Genomic DNA, 514 nt, shown 5'->3' with positions numbered 1-514 from the left:
GCATTCAGAGGACATCACGTGCCACGGCCAAGCGGAAACGTTACTGAGGCGTCGAGGTCGTTCACATCTACCAGCCTCATGACCCCCTCCTGGCAGCAGGACGCGATGAGTTTGCCATCCTGCATCAGTCGGCCCATGGAGAAACCGAGCAGGCCTGATGCGCTCGGAGAAACCTGGTCGTAGAGCATCCAGCAGTCGGCCTCGGCAGTCCGGTGGAACCACATGGCGTGGTCCTGCACATCCACGGCGGGCCGGTGCCGCTGCGCAGGATGATGCCGGACCTGCCGGCCGCCGAAGCACTCGCGCGGTTCGCCGAAGCGGCGCCGGAAATCCAGTCTTGTATACACATCTGGAGCTGCCGACGATGAGCATAATATAGGTTTTTCTGGGAGACGCGCGCTATGATCAAATCCATTCATGACCACTGGGTGGAGCGCCGCGTCTAGTCATGCAGGTGGATAAACAGACAGTGTCACGGACATCATGCACTAGTGGTGATATGACACGATCACAG

At 59.3% G+C, this 514-nt stretch carries 1 protein-coding gene; it reads right to left on the bottom strand.

The window, feature by feature from the left end:
- Window positions 1-14 precede the first annotated feature (14 nt).
- On the bottom strand, window positions 15-347 hold the full coding sequence (locus CSC73_RS18330) for an acyl-CoA thioesterase (RefSeq protein ID WP_211840938.1): 333 nt from the start codon (window positions 345-347) through the stop codon (window positions 15-17).
- Window positions 348-514 lie beyond the last annotated feature (167 nt).

Origin of the sequence: Pseudoxanthomonas sacheonensis (assembly GCF_010093305.1) — a bacterium.
Taxonomy (GTDB): Bacteria; Pseudomonadota; Gammaproteobacteria; order Xanthomonadales; family Xanthomonadaceae; genus Pseudoxanthomonas_A; species Pseudoxanthomonas_A sacheonensis.
Note: the sequence above shows the minus strand (reverse complement) of the source record. Positions and strands in the feature narration are given on the sequence as shown.